We start from the raw sequence: 14,857 nt of genomic DNA on the forward strand, positions 1-14,857 counted from the left end.
CTCATCTCGATGGCCGCCGAACAGAAGTCGGCGGAAGTGACCGACTGGGCCGCCCGGGCCGGCTGGCTCGTCGGCCTCGCCCTGTTCGTCGCGCTCGTCTACTGGCTGATGCGCGAGGGCTGGAAGTGGCGCGGCACCCTCCAGGGAGACCTGCCCGAGCTGCCTGCCGCGCCATCCGAGCCGGGTCCGGCGAAACTGACGATGAGCGGCCGCTACCACGGCTCCACCACCGCGGGGCAGTGGCTCGACCGCATCGTGGCGCACGGCCTGGGCACCCGCAGCCGGGTCGAGCTCACGCTGACGGACGCGGGACTGGACGTCGTACGCCCCGGCGCGACCGACTTCTTCGTCCCGGCGGACGCGCTGCGCGAGGCCCGGCTCGACAAGGGCATCGCCGGCAAGGTCCTCACCGAGGGCGGACTGCTCGTCGTCACCTGGGCGCACGGCGACAAACTGCTCGACTCCGGCTTCCGTTCGGACCGCGCGGCCGAGCACAACGAGTGGGTCGACACCCTGAACAGCATGATCAACAAGACGGAAGGCGCACGATGACGACCTCCACCAGGGGAGCCGCGAAGGTTCCCGCCATACTCGTCCTGGAGGACGGCCGGACCTTCCGCGGCCGTGCCTACGGGGCCGTGGGGGTGACCTTCGGCGAAGCGGTGTTCTCCACCGGCATGACCGGCTACCAGGAGACCCTCACCGACCCGTCGTACCACCGCCAGGTCGTCGTGATGACCGCCCCGCACGTCGGCAACACCGGCGTCAACGACGAGGACCCCGAGTCGAAGCGCATCTGGGTCTCCGGTTACGTCGTACGCGACCCCGCGCGCGTGCCCTCCAACTGGCGGGCCAAGCGCTCGCTGGACGAGGAGCTGCGTCACCAGGGCGTCGTCGGCATCAGCGGCATCGACACCCGCGCCCTGACCCGCCATCTGCGCGAGCGCGGCGCCATGCGCGTCGGCATCTTCTCCGGCAACGCGCTCCCCGACGAGGGCACGATGCTCGCCGAGGTACGCCAGGCGCCCGAGATGCAGGGCGCGGACCTCGCCGCCGAGGTCGCCACCAAGGAGACGTACGTCGTCCCCGCGATCGGCGAGAAGCGCTTCACCGTCGCCGCCGTCGACCTGGGCATCAAGGGCATGACCCCGCACCGGATGGCCGAGCGCGGCATCGAGGTGCACGTGCTGCCCGCGACCGCCACGGCCGAGGACGTCTACGCTGTGAACCCGGACGGAGTCTTCTTCTCCAACGGCCCGGGCGACCCGGCCACCGCCGACGGTCCGGTCGCGGTCATGCGGGAAGTGCTCTCCCGCAAGACCCCGCTCTTCGGCATCTGCTTCGGCAACCAGATCCTGGGCCGCGCGCTCGGCTTCGGCACCTACAAGCTGAAGTACGGCCACCGCGGCATCAACCAGCCGGTGCAGGACCGTACGACCGGCAAGGTCGAGGTCACCGCACACAACCACGGCTTCGCCGTCGACGCCCCGCTCGACAAGGTGTCCGACACCCCCTACGGCCGCGCCGAGGTCTCCCACGTCTGCCTCAACGACAACGTGGTGGAGGGCCTCCAACTGCTCGACCAGCCGGCCTTCAGCGTCCAGTACCACCCCGAAGCGGCAGCAGGCCCGCACGACGCCGCCTACCTGTTCGACCGCTTCGTATCCCTGATGGAGGGCCAGCGTGCCTAAGCGCACCGATATCCAGTCCGTCCTGGTCATCGGCTCCGGCCCGATCGTCATCGGCCAGGCCGCCGAGTTCGACTACTCCGGCACCCAGGCGTGCCGCGTCCTGCGCGCCGAGGGTCTGCGCGTCATCCTCGTCAACTCCAACCCGGCGACGATCATGACCGACCCGGAGATCGCCGACGCCACGTACGTCGAGCCGATCACCCCGGAGTTCGTCGAGAAGATCATCCTCAAGGAACGGCCGGACGCCCTGCTGCCCACCCTGGGTGGTCAGACGGCGCTCAACACCGCAATCTCCCTGCACGAGAACGGTGTCCTGGAGAAGTACGGCGTCGAGCTCATCGGCGCCAATGTGGAAGCGATTCACAAGGGTGAGGACCGCGATCAGTTCAAGCTGGTCGTTGACGCGGTTCACAGCAAGATCGGGCACGGCGAGAGTGCACGCTCGGTCATCTGCCACACGATGGACGACGTCATCAAGGGCGTCGAGACGCTCGGCGGCTACCCCGTCGTCGTCCGTCCCTCCTTCACCATGGGCGGCGCCGGCTCCGGCTTCGCGCACGACGAGGAGGAGCTGCGCCGCATCGCCGGACAGGGGCTGACGCTGTCGCCGACCACCGAGGTGCTCCTGGAGGAGTCCATCCTCGGCTGGAAGGAGTACGAGCTGGAGCTGATGCGCGACAAGCACGACAACGTCGTGGTCGTCTGCTCCATCGAGAACTTCGACCCCATGGGCGTGCACACCGGTGACTCGATCACCGTCGCCCCGGCAATGACGCTCACCGACCGCGAGTACCAGATCCTGCGCGACATCGGCATCGCCGTCATCCGCGAGGTCGGCGTCGACACCGGCGGCTGCAACATCCAGTTCGCGGTGAACCCCGAGGACGGTCGCGTGATCGTCATCGAGATGAACCCGCGCGTGTCGCGCTCCTCCGCCCTCGCCTCCAAGGCGACCGGCTTCCCGATCGCCAAGATCGCGGCCAAGCTCGCCGTTGGCTACACCCTCGACGAGATCCCGAACGACATCACCGAGCAGACCCCGGCGTCCTTCGAGCCGACGCTCGACTACGTCGTCGTCAAGGCTCCGCGGTTCGCCTTCGAGAAGTTCCCGAGCGCCGACTCGACCCTCACCACCACCATGAAGTCCGTCGGCGAGGCCATGGCCATCGGCCGCAACTTCACCGAGGCGCTGCAGAAGGCGCTGCGCTCGCTGGAGAAGAAGGGCAGCCAGTTCACTTTCGTGGGCGAGCCCGGCGACAAGGCCGAGCTGCTGCGCGAGGCCGTGCGGCCCACCGACGGGCGCATCAACTCCGTCATGCAGGCCATCCGCGCGGGCGCCACCCCCGAGGAGGTCTTCGAGGCGACGAAGATCGACCCGTGGTTCGTGGACCAGCTGTTCCTGATCAAGGAGATCGCGGACGAGCTGGCCGCCGCCGACAAGCTGGACCCGGAACTGCTGGCCGAGGCCAAGCGGCACGGCTTCTCCGACGTCCAGATCGGCGAGATCCGCGGGCTGCGCGAGGACGTCGTGCGCGAGGTGCGGCACGCGCTGGGCGTGCGCCCGGTGTACAAGACGGTCGACACCTGCGCCGCCGAGTTCGCGGCCAAGACGCCGTACTTCTACTCCTCGTACGACGAGGAGACCGAGGTCGCCTCGCGCGAGAAGCCGGCCGTCATCATCCTGGGCTCCGGCCCGAACCGCATCGGCCAGGGCATCGAGTTCGACTACTCCTGCGTCCACGCCTCCTTCGCGCTGAGCGACGCGGGCTACGAGACCGTGATGGTCAACTGCAACCCGGAGACGGTGTCGACCGACTACGACACGTCCGACCGCCTCTACTTCGAGCCGCTGACGCTCGAAGACGTGCTGGAGATCGTCCACGCGGAGGCGCAGGCCGGTCCCATCGCCGGTGTGATCGTGCAGCTCGGCGGCCAGACCCCGCTGGGTCTGTCGCAGGCGCTCAAGGACAACGGCGTGCCGGTCGTGGGGACCTCGCCCGAGGCGATCCACGCCGCCGAGGACCGCGGCGCCTTCGGACGGGTCCTCGCGGAGGCCGGTCTCCCGGCCCCCAAGCACGGCACGGCCACGACCTTCGCCGAGGCCAAGGCCATCGCCGACGAGATCGGCTACCCCGTCCTCGTACGGCCCTCGTACGTGCTCGGCGGGCGCGGCATGGAGATCGTGTACGACGAGACGCGGCTGTCCTCGTACATCGCCGAGTCGACCGAGATCAGCCCCTCCAGGCCGGTGCTGGTCGACCGCTTCCTCGACGACGCGATCGAGATCGACGTCGACGCGCTGTACGACGGCGAGGAGCTCTACCTCGGCGGCGTCATGGAGCACATCGAGGAAGCCGGCATCCACTCCGGCGACTCGGCGTGCGCGCTGCCGCCGATCACGCTCGGCGGGTTCGACATCAAGCGGCTGCGGGCCTCGACGGAGGCCATCGCCCGCGGCGTGGGCGTGCGCGGACTGATCAACATCCAGTTCGCGATGGCGGGCGACATCCTGTACGTCCTCGAAGCCAACCCGCGTGCCTCGCGCACCGTGCCCTTCACCTCGAAGGCGACCGCGGTGCCGCTGGCGAAGGCCGCCGCCCGGATCTCGCTGGGCGCGACCATCGCCGAGCTGCGCGCCGAGGGGCTGCTGCCGGCGGTCGGAGACGGCGGCGAACTGCCTCTGGACGCGCCGATCTCCGTCAAGGAGGCCGTCATGCCGTGGTCGCGCTTCCGCGACATCCACGGGCGTGGCGTGGACACCGTCCTCGGCCCGGAGATGCGCTCCACCGGCGAGGTCATGGGCATCGACTCCGTGTTCGGCACGGCGTACGCCAAGTCGCAGGCGGGCGCATACGGCCCGCTGCCGACCAAGGGCCGCGCCTTCATCTCCGTCGCCAACCGCGACAAGCGCTCGATGATCTTCCCGGCGCGTGAACTCGTGGCCCACGGTTTCGAGCTGCTCGCCACGTCCGGCACGGCCGAGGTGCTCAAGCGCAACGGCATCAACGCCACGGTCGTGCGCAAGCAGAGCGAGGGCGAGGGCCCGAACGGCGAGAGGACCATCGTCCAGCTCATCCACGACGGCCACGTCGACCTCATCGTCAACACGCCGTACGGCACCGGTGGCCGCCTCGACGGCTACGACATCCGTACGGCCGCCGTGGCCCGGTCCGTGCCGTGCCTGACGACGGTTCAGGCGCTCGCCGCCGCCGTCCAGGGCATCGACGCGCTCAACCACGGTGACGTGGGCGTGCGTTCACTGCAGGAACACGCCGAGCATCTGACCGCGGCCCGCGACTAGCAGCCCTGAGGGGGACATCGGAAACGGTGTCCCCCTCTTCGTGAGGCCCCTTCGTGAAGCCCCTTCGTGAGGCTCTTTTGAGGACATGACCATGTACAAGCTCTTCTTCAACCTCGTCTTCAAGCGGATGGACCCCGAGCAGGCGCACTACCTCGCCTTCCGCTGGATCCGCCTGGCCGTCCGCGTCCCCGTCCTGCGCACCTTCATCGCCGCCGCGCTCGCGCCTCGCTACAAGGAGCTGCGCACGGAGGCGTTCGGGCTGCGGATGCACGGCCCCTTCGGGCTCGCCGCGGGCTTCGACAAGAGCGCCGTCGCGATCGACGGGATGTCGATGCTCGGCTTCGACCACATCGAGATCGGCACGGTCACGGGGGAGCCGCAGCCCGGCAACCCCAAGAAGCGGCTGTTCCGCCTTGTGCCGGACCGCGCGCTGATCAACCGCATGGGGTTCAACAACGAGGGCTCCGCGGCCGTCTCCGCGCGCCTGGCGGCCCGTACGCCCGTCTTCAGGACCGTCGTGGGCGTCAACATCGGCAAGACCAAGGTCGTACCGGAGGCCGAGGCCGCCGCCGACTACGTGAAGTCCACCGAGCGGCTGGCCGCGCACGCCGACTACCTCGTGGTCAACGTCAGCTCCCCGAACACGCCCGGCCTGCGCAACCTCCAGGCCACGGAGTCGTTGCGGCCGTTGCTGAGCGCGGTCCGCGAGGCCGCCGACCGTGCGGTCACCGACCGACGGGTACCGCTGCTCGTCAAGATCGCGCCCGACCTCGCCGACGAGGACGTCGACGCCGTCGCGGACCTCGCCGTCGAGCTCGGCCTGGACGGGATCATCGCCACGAACACCACCATCGCGCGCGAGGGACTCGGTTTGAAGTCCGAACCCTCTCTGGTCAAGGAGACCGGCGGACTCTCCGGCGCGCCGCTGAAAGCACGCTCCCTGGAGGTGCTGCGCCGCCTCTACGCGCGCGTGGGCGACCGGATCACCCTCGTGGGCGTCGGCGGCGTCGAGAACGCCGAGGACGCCTGGCAGCGCATCCTGGCCGGCGCCACGCTGGTGCAGGGCTACAGCGCCTTCATCTACGAGGGCCCCTTCTGGGGCCGCGCCATCCACAAGGGGCTCGCCGCGCGCCTTCGGACGAGCCCGTACGCCACCCTCGCCGACGCCGTCGGCGCCGACGTGAGGAAGTCCGCATGAGCCTGGAACCCTTCGGTGCGCGTCTTCGCCGCACCATGGACGAGCGCGGCCCCCTGTGCGTCGGCATCGACCCGCACGCCTCCCTGCTCAGCGGCTGGGGGCTGAACGACGACGTCGCGGGCCTGGAGCGGTTCAGCCGCACCGTCGTCGAGGCGCTGGCCGACCGGGTCGCCGTCCTCAAGCCGCAGAGCGCGTTCTTCGAGCGCTTCGGGTCGCGCGGGATCGCCGTCCTGGAGAAGTCGGTCGAACAGGCGCGGGCGGCCGGGGCGCTGGTCGTGATGGACGCCAAGCGCGGCGACATCGGCTCGACCATGGCGGCATACGCGGAGACCTTCCTGCGCAAGGGCGCGCCGCTCTTCTCGGACGCGCTGACCGTGTCGCCGTACCTCGGCTACGGCTCGCTGAAGCCCGCGGTGGAGCTCGCGCGCGACAGCGGGGCCGGGCTCTTCGTCCTCGCGCTCACCTCCAACCCGGAGGGCGGAGAGGTCCAGCACGCGGTCCGTGCGGACGGCCGGAACGTCGGAGCGACGATGCTCGCGCATCTGGCCGCCGAGAACGCGGGGGAGGCGCCCCTGGGCTCCTTCGGCGCGGTCGTCGGGGCCACGCTGGGCGACCTCTCCTCGTACGACCTGGACATCAACGGACCGCTCCTCGCGCCCGGAATCGGTGCCCAGGGGGCGACGGCGGCCGATCTGGCGGGTGTCTTCGGCGCGGCGGTGCGCAATGTCGTCCCGAACGTGAGCCGAGGTGTTCTTCGTCACGGTCCCGACGTCGTCGCGCTGAGGGATTCCGCGGAACGCTTCGCGGAGGAGATCAGGGCCGCTGTGGCGGCCGCCTGAGCCTTCGGACAGTCGCTCGGCAGTCCTCCGATGAGTGTCTTCGGAGCGCCTTGAGTCTGAATACATCCTCAAATCCAGGGCGTAATGTCGGAAATGTCCGGCTCCAGGGAGGCTGACCAGGACTTTTCCGCTGTTCTCGCTGACTCTGGCGGACTTGCCCGCTAGTCTCCGTCGAGTGGGGGCACCTCCCACGCCCTCTAGGTAGTGGGGGAGAACGGGCAAGCGTGTTGCTCGTAGCTCCCCAGGTGTGGGGCGACTAGGTTCCTCACCGGTCCGTATCCGACAGTTCGACATCCGAGGTGACGTAGGCGTGGCTCTTCCGCCCCTTACCCCTGAACAGCGCGCAGCCGCGCTCGAAAAGGCCGCCGCGGCTCGCCGGGAGCGGGCCGAGGTCAAGAATCGACTCAAGCACTCCGGCGCCTCCCTTCACGAGGTCATCAAGCAGGGCCAGGAGAACGACGTCATCGGCAAGATGAAGGTCTCCGCTCTCCTCGAGTCCCTGCCGGGCGTGGGCAAGGTCCGCGCCAAGCAGATCATGGAGCGACTCGGGATCTCCGAGAGCCGCCGCGTACGTGGCCTCGGCTCGAACCAGATCGCCTCCCTGGAGCGCGAGTTCGGCGGCTCCGGCGCCTGAGTCCTGGGCATACCGGGATTGCTGGAATAATCGCTGCATGAGTGAACGTCCGCGGCTGACCGTGCTCTCCGGCCCCTCAGGGGTCGGCAAGAGCACGGTCGTCGCCCATATGCGCAAGGAACACTCCGAGGTCTGGCTCTCGGTGTCGGCGACGACCCGCAAGCCGCGCCCCGGTGAGAAGCACGGAGTCCACTACTTCTTCGTCACCGACGAGGAGATGGACAAGCTGATCGCCAACGGCGAGCTGCTGGAGTGGGCCGAATTCGCCGGCAACCGCTACGGGACGCCCCGTGCGGCCGTCCTCGAGCACCTGGAGGCCGGTGTGCCGGTCCTCCTGGAGATCGACCTCCAAGGGGCGCGTCAGGTCCGCGAGTCCATGCCCGAGGCCCTGCTGGTGTTCCTGGCTCCTCCCTCCTGGGAGGAGCTGGTGCGCAGGCTCACCGGGCGGGGCACCGAGCCGCCCGAGGTGATCGAGCGCCGCCTGGAGGCGGCCAAGATCGAGCTGGCGGCCGAGCCGGAGTTCGATGTCACCCTGGTCAACACCTCCGTCGAGGACGTGGCGCGCGAGCTGCTAGCCTTGATGGACGTTGTGTGATCTTCACTGATCAATCCCACCTTTCGGAAGGCCAAGCGTGTCCTCTTCCATCACTGCGCCCGAGGGCATCATCAACCCTCCGATCGACGAGCTCCTCGAGGCCACCGACTCGAAGTACAGCCTCGTGATCTACGCGGCCAAGCGTGCCCGTCAGATCAACGCGTACTACTCGCAGCTCGGCGAGGGTCTCCTCGAGTACGTCGGTCCGCTCGTGGACACCCACGTCCACGAGAAGCCGCTTTCGATCGCCCTGCGCGAGATCAACGCGGGTCTGCTGACGTCCGAGGCCGTTGAGGGTCCCGCGCAGTAGTCACCGCTTCTTTCCTTCATCCCAGGCCCGGCAGCGCGACTGTCGGGCCTGTGGTGTGTCATGGGGTTGTACGTTTTCGAGTGTTGGGGAGGCCCGGTGGACAAGCCGAAGGTCGTTCTGGGGGTCAGTGGCGGCATCGCCGCTTACAAGGCCTGTGAGCTGCTGCGTCGTTTGACCGAGTCTGGTCATGATGTGCGGGTCGTCCCCACCGAGTCCGCGCTGCACTTCGTCGGCGCCGCCACCTGGTCCGCGCTCTCCGGCCACCCCGTGTCCACCGAGGTCTGGTCCGACGTCCACGAGGTCCCGCACGTCCGTATCGGGCAGCAGGCCGACCTGGTGGTGGTGGCCCCCGCGACGGCCGACATGCTGGCCAAGGCGGCGCACGGCCTGGCCGACGACCTCCTGACGAACACCCTGCTCACCGCCCGCTGTCCGGTCGTCTTCGCGCCCGCCATGCACACCGAGATGTGGGAGCACCCGGCCACCCAGGAGAACGTGGCGACGCTGCGCCGCCGCGGCGCCGTCGTCATCGACCCCGCGGTGGGGCGTCTGACCGGCGTCGACACAGGCAAGGGGCGGCTGCCCGACCCCTCGGAGATCTTCGAGACCTGCCGCCGGGTGCTCGCGCGCGGCGCGACCGAGCCCGATCTCACCGGTCGGCACGTCGTCGTCAGCGCGGGCGGCACGCGCGAGCCGCTCGACCCGGTCCGCTTCCTCGGCAACCGCTCCTCCGGCAAGCAGGGGTACGCCCTCGCCCGCACCGCGGCCGCCCGGGGCGCCCGCGTCACGCTGATCGCCGCGAACACCGGGCTGCCGGACCCGGCGGGCGTGGACGTCGTCCAGGTCGGAACCGCCGTGCAGTTGCGCGAGGCGGTGCTGAAGGCCTCTTCCGACGCCGATGCCGTGGTGATGGCCGCGGCGGTGGCGGACTTCCGCCCGGCCGCGTACGCCGCCGGAAAAATCAAGAAGAAGGACGGCCAGGAACCGGAGCCGATCGTTCTGGTCCGTAATCCGGACATCCTCGCGGAGATTTCGGCGGACCGCCCGCGCCCCGGCCAGGTGGTCGTCGGCTTCGCCGCCGAGACGGACGACGTCCTCGCCAACGGCCGTACGAAACTGGCGCGCAAGGGCTGCGATCTCCTCGTGGTGAACGAGGTGGGGGAGCGCAAGACCTTCGGCTCCGAGGAGAACGAGGCCGTGGTGCTGGGGGCCGACGGCAGTGAGACTCCGGTGCCGTACGGCCCCAAGGAAGCTCTGGCCGAGACCGTGTGGGACCTGGTGGCACGCCGTCTGCGGTGAATGTCTCACTAACCTCAACCGACGCCTCCATCCGCGCGAAATCCGGCGTGGCGACCCTGGTGGAGACCGAGTGACATGGCGCAGAATGCCCGTGCCGCAGGTCACAGCGCTTCCGAGAAGCGAGACAGGGGTCCTGCGGGCGAGCGCGACCGATAAACTGTTCTCGGACGACGCCGGGCGCAGCCTCCGTCCCGTCCGCCAATGATCAGCCAGCAGCCGCTGCAACCACAGGGAGCGTTGTGTCCCGTCGCCTGTTCACCTCGGAGTCCGTGACCGAGGGTCACCCCGACAAGATCGCTGACCAGATCAGCGACACCATTCTCGACGCGCTTCTGCGAGAGGACCCGACGTCCCGGGTCGCCGTGGAGACGCTCATCACGACCGGCCTGGTGCACGTGGCCGGCGAGGTCACGACCAAGGCGTACGCGCCGATCGCCCAGCTGGTCCGTGAGAAGATCCTGGAGATCGGTTACGACTCGTCGAAGAAGGGCTTCGACGGAGCCTCCTGTGGTGTGTCGGTGTCGATCGGCTCGCAGTCTCCGGACATCGCGCAGGGTGTCGACACGGCGTACGAGAACCGGGTCGAGGGCGACGATGACGAGCTGGACCGGCAGGGCGCCGGCGACCAGGGCCTGATGTTCGGGTACGCGACGGACGAGACGCCGAACCTGATGCCGCTCCCGATCCACCTCGCGCACCGCCTCTCCCGCCGCCTCTCCGAGGTCCGCAAGAACGGCACGATCCCCTACCTCCGTCCCGACGGAAAGACCCAGGTCACCATCGAGTACGACGGTGACAAGGCGGTCCGTCTGGACACGGTCGTGGTCTCGTCCCAGCACGCTTCGGACATCGACCTGGACTCCCTCCTGGCCCCCGACATCCGCGAATTCGTGGTCGAGCCGGAGCTGAAGGCCCTCCTTGACGACGGCATCAAGCTGGACACCGAGGGCTACCGCCTCCTGGTCAACCCGACCGGCCGCTTCGAGATCGGCGGCCCGATGGGCGACGCCGGCCTGACCGGCCGCAAGATCATCATCGACACCTACGGCGGCATGGCCCGCCACGGCGGCGGTGCGTTCTCCGGCAAGGACCCGTCCAAGGTCGACCGTTCCGCCGCGTACGCGATGCGCTGGGTCGCCAAGAACGTCGTCGCCGCGGGCCTCGCCGCCCGCTGCGAGGTCCAGGTCGCCTACGCCATCGGCAAGGCCGAGCCCGTCGGTCTCTTCGTCGAGACCTTCGGCACCGCCAAGGTCGACGCCGAGAAGATCGAGACCGCCATCACCGAGGTCTTCGACCTCCGCCCGGCGGCCATCATCCGCGACCTCGACCTGCTCCGCCCGATCTACTCCCAGACCGCCGCCTACGGCCACTTCGGCCGGGAGCTGCCCGACTTCACGTGGGAGCGGACGGACCGGGTGGAGGCGCTGCGCAAGGCTGCCGGACTGTAGAACCAGCCGTACGACAAGGCCCGGCGCCCCTTCGGGGGCGCCGGGCCTTGTCGTTTCAGGCACTCCGATGCCGTCTGTGGGGTCGTTCCCCCGCGAGAAATGGCTGGTACGGGCGGCCCGAGGTTCGTACGCTGGGGATCTCCCGGTGCGATGGCCGCGGTTACTTCGGTGGAGTGCACCCAGTGGTGCGCGGTGAATCTGGATCATGGTCCGCTGCCGCTTGGAACTCGGGAGGAACTGACGTCGTGGCGCCCGGTGCGATGGTTGCGGGTACTTCCGGGTGATGACCCTCGCAGGTTCGAATCCTGCTGCCGGTCCTGGACCGGTATGGCCGAGCGGCCCATGGCAGAAGCGCCCTCAGGGCGTTCGCGATCCGCGGCCGGCTTGATCTCGGGCGCCTGGCGATGTCAGTGCGGTCTGGTAGGAATGTTGCTGTGAGCAGCGCGAATGGGCGGGGTGAGGGTGGCGCGGAGGATGCGCCGCCCGAGCAGCTTGCGCTGATTCGGGAGGGCGTGCGGAAAGCCCGGGAGCCCAAGGCGAAGCCGCGGACGTGGCGGGGAGCCGCGCTCGCCAAGGAACTGCCCGTCGCGCGTGTGCTGGTCGACAAGGGCGTACTGCATCTTGATCGGTACTTCGACTACGCCGTGCCGGAGGAGCTTGATGCCGCCGCACAGCCGGGGGTGCGGGTCCGGGTGCGGTTCGGGGCCGGGCGGCACCGGGTGCGGGAGGGGCGCCGCGAGGGCGGCGGTCTGATCGACGGGTTTCTCGTCGAGCGGCTCGCCGATTCCGACTACTCCGGGCCGCTCGCCGCACTGGCCCAAGTGGTGTCTCCCGAGCCCGTGCTCGGGCCCGAATTGCTGGGGCTCGCGCGGGCCGTCGCCGATCGGTACGCGGGCAGTCTCGCCGACGTGCTGCAGCTCGCCGTGCCGCCGAGGAGCGCGCGGGCCGAGCAGAAGCCCTCGCCCGCGCCGCTTCCCGCCCCCGCGGTGCCCGCGGTCGGGTCCTGGGCGAGGTACGGGCGGGGGGCGGCCTTTGTGGAGTCGCTCGCGGCGGGCGGAGCGCCGCGAGCCGTGTGGCACGCGTTGCCGGGGCCAGGCTGGGCCGAGGAGTTGGCGCGCGCTGTGGGCGCGACGCTCGCCTCCGGGCGGGGCGCCCTCGTCGTCGTACCGGATGGGCGGGCCGTCTCTCGTGTCGATGCCGCGCTGACCTCGTTGCTGGGGGAGGGGCGGCATGCGGTGCTCACCGCCGAGGCCGGGCCCGAGAAGCGGTATCGGGAGTGGCTCGCCGTCCGGCGTGGGTCCGTGCGGGCCGTCGTGGGGACCCGGGCCGCCATGTTCGCACCCGTGCGTGATGTGGGGCTCGTCGCCATCTGGGACGACGGGGACGGCAGCCACAGCGAGCAGCACGCGCCCCAGCCGCATGCGCGGGAAGTGCTGCTGCTGAGAGCCGCCCATGACAAGTCCGCCTTCCTGCTGGGGAGTTGGAGCTGCACCGTCGAGGCGGCGCAGCTGGTCGAGAGCGGGTGGGCGTTGCCGTTGGTGGCGGGGCGGGAGCAGGTGCGGGAGACCGCTCCGCTGGTGCGGACCGTGGGGGACGCGGATCTCGCGCGGGACGAGGCCGCCCGGGCCGCGCGGTTGCCCACGCTCGCCTGGCAGGTCGTCAGGGAGGGGCTGCGGCACGGGCCCGTGCTCGTGCAAGTGCCTCGGCGGGGTTACGTGCCGCGGATGGCCTGTGCGCAGTGCCGGGCGCCCGCGCGGTGCCGGCACTGCGCCGGGCCGTTGGAGGCGCAGGACGCGGGGGCGCTGCGGTGTGCGTGGTGCGGGCGGGACGAGGCGGCGTGGCACTGCCCCGAGTGCGGCGGCTTCCGGCTGCGGGCGCAGGTCGTGGGTGCGCGGCGGACCGCCGAGGAGCTGGGGCGGGCGTTTCCCGCCGTGCCGGTGCGGACGTCCGGGCGGGAGCAGGTGCTGGACACCGTGTCCGAGGCGCCCGCCCTCGTCGTCAGTACGCCGGGGGCCGAGCCCGTCGCCGAGGGTGGGTATGCCGCCGCGTTGCTGCTCGACGGCTGGGCGATGCTCGGGCGGCCCGATCTGCGGGCCGGTGAGGACGCGTTGCGGCGGTGGATAGGCGCTGCGGCGCTCGTACGTCCGCAGGGGGCCGGGGGCACGGTGGTGGTGGTCGCCGAGCCGACCCTGCGCCCCGTTCAGGCGCTCGTACGGTGGGATCCCGTCGGGCATGCGGTGCGGGAGCTCGCCGAGCGGGCCGAGCTGGGGTTTCCGCCCGTCTCGCGGATGGCGGCCGTCTCCGGTACGCCGGAAGCTCTCGCAGGCTTTCTCGCCGCGGCCGAACTGCCCCGGGACGCCGAGGTGTTGGGGCCTGTGCCGATGCCCGTCACGGAGGCGGGGCGGCCACGGCGCGTCGGGGGGCCGCCTCCGGGGGAGCACTGGGAGCGGGCGCTCATTCGGGTGCCCCCGGGGAGCGGTGCCGCGTTGGCGGCCGCGCTGAAGACCGCGCAGGCGGCGCGGATGGCGCGTGGGGGAAGTGCGCTCGTACGGATTCGGGTCGATCCGCTGGACATTGGGTGACGGCGCGTTGGTGGAGGCGTGCGCCCAGGGCTGCCTCAGGGGTGGGGTAGGGGCGCCTCAGCGCACTTCCGCCTCGGCACAGGGCCGTGTCAGCGTAGGGCCGTGTCAGCGTAGGGCCGTCTCAACGCAGGGCCGTTTCAACGCAGAGCCGTCTCACCATGAGGCTGCCTCCCAGGCCGGTCGGCTCCGGGAGGCAGACGGGGTGTGGATCAGCCGTTGCGCGGGCCCGGGAACGCGGTGGACCTCACCTCGTCGCGGAGGGTGGGGCTGCCCGCCGTCGGCTGGGTCGGCATCGAGCGGGCCGCGGGGACCGTCGGCACCGTGGGGATACCGGTGTTGACGGCTACCGTGCGGGTGCCCGACGTCTCCGTGGCCCGCTCGGCCTCGGCGGCTGCCTGGGCGGCGGCGCGGCGGGCGCCGTAACGGCGGTGCACGGCCTGCTTGGTGACCCCGAGGGCCGAGCCCACCGCGTCCCACGAGAAACCGAGTGAGCGGTCGAAGTCCACGGCGGCGGTGACCAGGGTCTCGACGCTGTCCCGCAGCTCCTGGGCGAGGCGGACGGTCGGGGCGGGGGCGCGTCCGTAGACGACGAAGCCCGTGGACGGGCCGGAGCGGCGCGGACGGTAGACGTTGCCCAACTGGGCGGTGAGCGTGCGCAGTGCGTCCACCTGCCGGCGGACCCGCTCGATGTCCCGCACCAGCAAGTGCAGGCTGGCCCGAGCCTGGGCGTCGTGGGTTGCGTGGTCGGCCATGAACAAGCCTCTCGAACCGGCGTTGAAAAGGATCGGGCCGCGATTGCGGCCCGTTGTGGTCAACTCTTTCTTGACCAACGCCTTTCCGCTCCGCTGGTCACGCACTGGGGGCGTAAGGGCATATGTACGGGGCGCATGTTGACGCGTACGCCCCCGGTGGGGGTTGGCTCGCCTCGGCGTTCGGCCTTGGCTCGTCTGTTCTCCCATC

At 70.3% G+C, this 14,857-nt stretch carries 12 protein-coding genes; 11 read left to right on the forward strand and 1 reads right to left on the reverse strand.

Features of this window, described 5'->3' with window-relative positions:
• The first annotated feature begins 9 nt into the window (after nt 1-9).
• From ACFY0T_RS14550 to ACFY0T_RS14600, 11 genes are all read left to right on the forward strand, one after another.
• On the forward strand, nt 10-552 hold the full coding sequence (locus ACFY0T_RS14550) for a hypothetical protein (RefSeq protein ID WP_388869409.1): 543 nt from the start codon (nt 10-12) through the stop codon (nt 550-552).
• Entirely contained in the window at nt 549-1,691 is a 1,143-nt protein-coding gene (gene carA / locus ACFY0T_RS14555; protein ID WP_388869093.1) for a glutamine-hydrolyzing carbamoyl-phosphate synthase small subunit, read from the forward strand. Before ACFY0T_RS14550 ends, carA begins: the two co-directional genes overlap by 4 nt.
• Entirely contained in the window at nt 1,684-4,992 is a 3,309-nt protein-coding gene (carB, locus tag ACFY0T_RS14560; RefSeq protein ID WP_388869096.1) for a carbamoyl-phosphate synthase large subunit, read from the forward strand. Before carA ends, carB begins: the two co-directional genes overlap by 8 nt.
• A 91-nt stretch (nt 4,993-5,083) precedes the next feature.
• The gene (locus tag ACFY0T_RS14565) at nt 5,084-6,190 is read left to right on the forward strand and encodes a quinone-dependent dihydroorotate dehydrogenase (protein WP_388869411.1); all 1,107 of its coding nucleotides are present in this window, start codon (nt 5,084-5,086) and stop codon (nt 6,188-6,190) included.
• Entirely contained in the window at nt 6,187-7,029 is an 843-nt protein-coding gene (gene pyrF / locus ACFY0T_RS14570) for an orotidine-5'-phosphate decarboxylase (RefSeq protein ID WP_388869099.1), read from the forward strand. The genes ACFY0T_RS14565 and pyrF overlap by 4 nt, the downstream gene beginning before the upstream one ends.
• Before the next feature lie 310 nt (nt 7,030-7,339).
• On the forward strand, nt 7,340-7,663 hold the full coding sequence (locus ACFY0T_RS14575) for an integration host factor (RefSeq protein ID WP_016638838.1): 324 nt from the start codon (nt 7,340-7,342) through the stop codon (nt 7,661-7,663).
• Between the two features lie 37 nt (nt 7,664-7,700).
• Nucleotides 7,701-8,258, forward strand: a complete 558-nt coding sequence (gene gmk / locus ACFY0T_RS14580; RefSeq protein ID WP_388869101.1) for a guanylate kinase — start codon at nt 7,701-7,703, stop codon at nt 8,256-8,258.
• Between the two features lie 37 nt (nt 8,259-8,295).
• A complete protein-coding gene (gene rpoZ, locus ACFY0T_RS14585) occupies nt 8,296-8,568 on the forward strand; it encodes a DNA-directed RNA polymerase subunit omega (protein WP_003982715.1) in 273 nt (90 codons plus the stop codon).
• A gap of 96 nt (nt 8,569-8,664) precedes the next feature.
• Entirely contained in the window at nt 8,665-9,867 is a 1,203-nt protein-coding gene (coaBC, locus tag ACFY0T_RS14590; protein WP_388869104.1) for a bifunctional phosphopantothenoylcysteine decarboxylase/phosphopantothenate--cysteine ligase CoaBC, read from the forward strand.
• 239 nt (nt 9,868-10,106) lie between these two features.
• Nucleotides 10,107-11,315: a methionine adenosyltransferase gene (metK, locus tag ACFY0T_RS14595; protein ID WP_388869107.1), complete on the forward strand. Its 1,209-nt coding sequence runs from the start codon at nt 10,107-10,109 to the stop codon at nt 11,313-11,315.
• Between the two features lie 434 nt (nt 11,316-11,749).
• On the forward strand, nt 11,750-13,897 hold the full coding sequence (locus ACFY0T_RS14600) for a primosomal protein N' (protein WP_388869109.1): 2,148 nt from the start codon (nt 11,750-11,752) through the stop codon (nt 13,895-13,897).
• Between the two features lie 209 nt (nt 13,898-14,106).
• Here ACFY0T_RS14600 and ACFY0T_RS14605 read toward each other — a convergent pair whose 3' ends face one another.
• A complete protein-coding gene (locus ACFY0T_RS14605; RefSeq protein ID WP_388869112.1) occupies nt 14,107-14,649 on the reverse strand; it encodes a hypothetical protein in 543 nt (180 codons plus the stop codon).
• Nucleotides 14,650-14,857 lie beyond the last annotated feature (208 nt).

Origin of the sequence: Streptomyces sp. NPDC001530, from assembly GCF_042894545.1 — a bacterium.
In the GTDB taxonomy this organism is placed as follows: Bacteria; Actinomycetota; Actinomycetes; order Streptomycetales; family Streptomycetaceae; genus Streptomyces.